We start from the raw sequence: 2,860 nt of genomic DNA, 5'->3' as shown, positions 1-2,860 counted from the left end.
CACCCCGATGTCGCCGGCAACAACCCCGAAGCTGCCGAGCGGTTCCGGGCCGTGCAGGCGGCCTGGGACGTGCTGTCGGCTGCCGATGCCGCCCGGCGCGCGGCGGCCGATGCGGCTGCACGCTAAAGCCCGCCTTGGCCGCGCCCAAGAAAGCCATGGGTTGAGGCGATGACGATATTGTTCTTGAGGGAGAGCATGATGAACTTTGCCCGCACCGCCCCCGTGATTGCCGCCCTGCTGCTGGCCGGCACTGCAACGGCCGCCAGCGCCGCCGGCCTTTATGGCCAGTGGCGCGTCAGCTTCGAGAACCACCCCGGCGGGCCGCTGCCTTTCACGCTCGACGTGCGCGAGGGCAAGGCCGGGCCGCTGGCCTATATCGTCAATCCGCCGGAACGGCTGCGCGCCGAACAGGTGGCGGTGACGGCGGACAGCATCACCCTCACCTTCCCCAGCTATAACAGCCGGATCGAGCTGAAGGCGGCGGCCGGCGGCACGCTGGCCGGCACGGCCACCGTGCTGCGCTCCACCGGCCCGGTCACGCTGGTCGCCAAGGCCCAGCGTGGCACCTGGCGCTTCACCCCGGGCGTCGTGAAGCCGGCCGGCAATGTCGGCGGGCGCTGGGATATCAGCTATGGCCCGCGCGCCATCAAGGGCGTGATGATGCTGAAGCAGACCGGCGCGCAGGTGACCGGCACGGTGCAGCTGCCAACCGGCGACGTGCGCTATCTGGCCGGCGAACTGAACGGCAGCCAGCTGAAGCTGTCGGCCTTCGACGGCAGCTCCACCGGCCTGTGGCAGGGCACGCTCAGCGGCGACACGCTGAAGGGCGCCAACTTCGGGGCGACCAGCCCGGCGGCGGGCAACCCGTGGGCCGCGAAGAAGGAACGCCAAGCCGACATCGAGGCCGTGGTGGTGGAAAAGCCCGGCGCCGACCGGCTGGCGTTCCGCCTGCCGACGCCCGATGGCCAGATGGTCAGCCTCAGCGATCCGCGCTTCAAGGGCAAGGTGGTGGTGATCTCGATCGGCGGCGCCTGGTGCCCCAATTGCCACGACGAGGCACTGTTCCTCGGCCCCTATGCCACCCGCCGCCAGAAGGATGGGCTGGAACTGATCGGCCTGCAGTTCGAGTATGGCACCGATCAGGCGCGCGCGATGCGCCAGATCACCAGCTTCAAGACGCGCTACAAGTTGCCCTACCCGATGGTCTATGCCGGCCAGCCCAACGCCGAGGACACCAAGAAGGTGCTGGGCGACCTGGCGCCGGTGAAGGTGTGGCCGTCGACCATCTTCATCGGGCGAGATGGCAAGGTTCGGGAAGTCCATGTCGGCTGGGCCGGCCCCGCCACCGGCGCCATGAACGAGAAAGTGAAGCGCGAGTTTGACGAGACAGTGTCGCGCCTGCTGAAGGAACGCGCCTGAGTGGCGCCGCCCGCGCTCGGCACCGCTGGGCGCAGGCGGCGAACGATCCACAGAAGGCTGCGCCGCGGCAGGGGGCCGCCCCCTACCACCCGGGGGCCGGCCCTGCTAAGTCTGCAGCGATGCCAGACAGCCCCTCCCCCGATCACCCACCTGGTGCCAGCGCGCGCCAGGTCCGCATCGCGCCCTCGATCCTGTCAGCGGATTTCGCGCGGCTGGGCGAGGAGGTGGCCGCCATCACCGCCGCCGGGGCGGACTGGATCCACGTCGACGTGATGGACGGGCATTTCGTGCCCAACCTCACCATCGGCCCCATGGTGGTGAAGGCGCTGCGCCCGCACAGCCCGCTGCCGTTTGACGTGCACCTGATGATCAGCCCGGCCGACCCCTATCTAGAGGCCTTTGCCGAGGCCGGCGCCGACATCCTCTCCGTCCATCCCGAAGCCGGCCCGCACCTGCACCGCACCATCCAGCGCATCAAAGGCCTGGGCAAGCAGGCCGGCGTGGTGCTGAACCCGGCCAGCTCGGTGAGCCTGATCGAAGACGCGCTGGGCGACATCGATCTCATCCTCGTCATGAGCGTCAATCCCGGCTTTGGTGGCCAGGGCTTCATCACCAGCCAGCTTGCCAAGATCGCCCGGCTGCGCCGCATGATCGAGGACAGCGGCCGCTCAATCCACCTCGAGGTGGATGGCGGGGTGGATGCCGTCACCGCTCCGCAGGTGATCGCCGCCGGGGCCGACGTGCTGGTGGCCGGCACCGCCAGCTTCAAGGGCGGGGCGGCCCACTATGCCGCCAATATCGCGACCCTCAGGGGCGGTTGATGGCCGGCCGCCGCGAGCCGAGCAGCGAAACGACCCCGGAGCGCGACGGCGCCGCGGAAGACATTGCCGGCAGCCTGCAGCGCAGCGGCGGCGATCGCGGACCGTCCCTTTCGGAGCGCGTGGTGGCCGGTGTAGCCGCGCGCGTCTATGCAACGCCGCTGCACCGGCTGCGGCTGCGCGGCCGCTTTCCCCTGAAGCTGCTGGGCGTGCCGGCCGATCCGGTGCCCGGCGATCCGCACATTGGCGAACGCATCCTGGCGGGCCGGCTGATCCACGCCGGCCACACCCAGATGACACGCGACATCAGCTTTCGCGAGACGGCGCCGCCAGCCGAGTGGCAGGCCTGGGCACACGGCTGGGAATGGCTGCGCGATCTTGCCCTGTTGCCCGACCGCGCCGCCGCCACCCGCGCCGCCGAGCCGCTGGTGGAGCGCTGGCTGGCCAGCTTCCCGGACTATGATCCGCTGGCCTGGCGCGCCGACATCACCGGCACCCGGTTGCTGATGGCGCTGGGCCATGCGCCGCTGATCCTCTCATCGAGCAACCAGATCTACCGCTCGGCGCTGCTGTCGGCGCTGGCGACCTGGGCGCGGCATCTCGATCGCGCCGCCCGCCGTGCG

3 protein-coding genes and 1 pseudogene are annotated in these 2,860 nt (G+C 70.3%); all 4 read left to right on the top strand.

Annotation, left to right across the window (positions count from 1 at the left end):
- On the top strand, positions 1-126 hold a 126-nt coding region (locus tag GJV64_RS13315; RefSeq protein WP_164157834.1), incomplete at its 5' end, for a DnaJ domain-containing protein.
- A 42-nt stretch (positions 127-168) separates the two neighbouring features.
- A complete protein-coding gene (locus GJV64_RS13310; RefSeq protein ID WP_164157832.1) occupies positions 169-1,419 on the top strand; it encodes a peroxiredoxin family protein in 1,251 nt (416 codons plus the stop codon).
- A 119-nt stretch (positions 1,420-1,538) separates the two neighbouring features.
- Positions 1,539-2,240, top strand: coding sequence for a ribulose-phosphate 3-epimerase (gene rpe / locus GJV64_RS13305; protein WP_164157830.1), 702 nt, complete (start codon positions 1,539-1,541; stop codon positions 2,238-2,240).
- Positions 2,240-2,860, top strand: a pseudogene (locus GJV64_RS13300) (heparinase); the annotation flags it as partial. The gene rpe and the pseudogene GJV64_RS13300, both read left to right, overlap by 1 nt.

The organism is Sandarakinorhabdus rubra (assembly GCF_010994245.1).
In the GTDB taxonomy this organism is placed as follows: Bacteria; Pseudomonadota; Alphaproteobacteria; order Sphingomonadales; family Sphingomonadaceae; genus Sandarakinorhabdus; species Sandarakinorhabdus rubra.
This window is presented reverse-complemented; position numbering and strand designations above follow the sequence as displayed.